The organism is Neisseria sp. P0001.S005 (assembly GCF_051963715.1).
In genome coordinates this window covers 1-882 of sequence record NZ_JBQCTZ010000445.1, presented here as the reverse complement: position 1 = coordinate 882, position 882 = coordinate 1, and the positions used below count along the sequence as shown (strand labels likewise).

The following is an 882-nucleotide window of genomic DNA, read 5'->3' as shown; positions in this document are numbered from 1 at the left end:
CCGTTGGGTGCATCGTAGAAGTTGCCGTCGGTGTGTTTGTACACCTTGGTGCCGTCGGCTTTGGTGTATGCAACCGGAGCTTGGTCCTGCAAAGCAGCCTGCACCGCTTTCAGCTGCGATACGTTCACGGCATCGGTATCGGCCGAACCTGCAGCCAAATTGGTCAGGCGGCGGTACATTTTGCTACCGGACATAAAATGGCTTGTGTCCCCGCCCAGCGAAACTTCGCCATATTTAACCCCGGCTTCGTTGATGTCGCCGGCAATGACGGAAGTTGCGTTCGGTTTGTAGGCGGCGGCGGTCAAATCCGCATCGCCTGCAGTGGAAAGCGAACCCAATGCCACGTTGAAGTTGGTATCGTTTTTAACCCTCGCGCTATCGCCCAATGCTAGGTTGTTATTGAGGCGGTTGGGCAGGCCGGGGATGAGTGCCGTGCCGTTGCCGGTATCCGCGCCGGAGCCGACGGCCGTACCGCCGTTCTTAGCGGTGGCAGCCGCGCCGATGGCGATGCCGCCCGCTCCGGTGGCGCCGCTGACTTCGGCAGCCGCACCGATGGCGATCGAGCCGTTACCTTGAGCGATCGTTCCGCTACCGATGGCGACAGCATCATTATCTTGCGCACTTGCACCCACGCCGGCAGCCAATGCGTTAAGACCAGTCGCGCCGTCATTATTGAAATTGCCACCGTGTGCGCCGCCACCGTCGTTCACGCTGTAATAGTGGGTTGCAGAACTGTTGACCTGATTGGTTACAGCTTTCAACTGATCTTCCGTGGCTGCACGTCCGCTGACAATGCCGGCAGGATTCCAAGTTTTGTTTGTCAGGCCGGTAACCGTACCGGCACTACCGTCGACGGTAACCGGGTTGCCGCCGCTGGCCGGG

The 882-nt window shown here is 59.6% G+C and carries 1 pseudogene; it reads right to left on the bottom strand.

The features are described from left to right. Nucleotides 1-882, bottom strand: a pseudogene (locus ACTHSP_RS20935) (hypothetical protein); the annotation flags it as partial.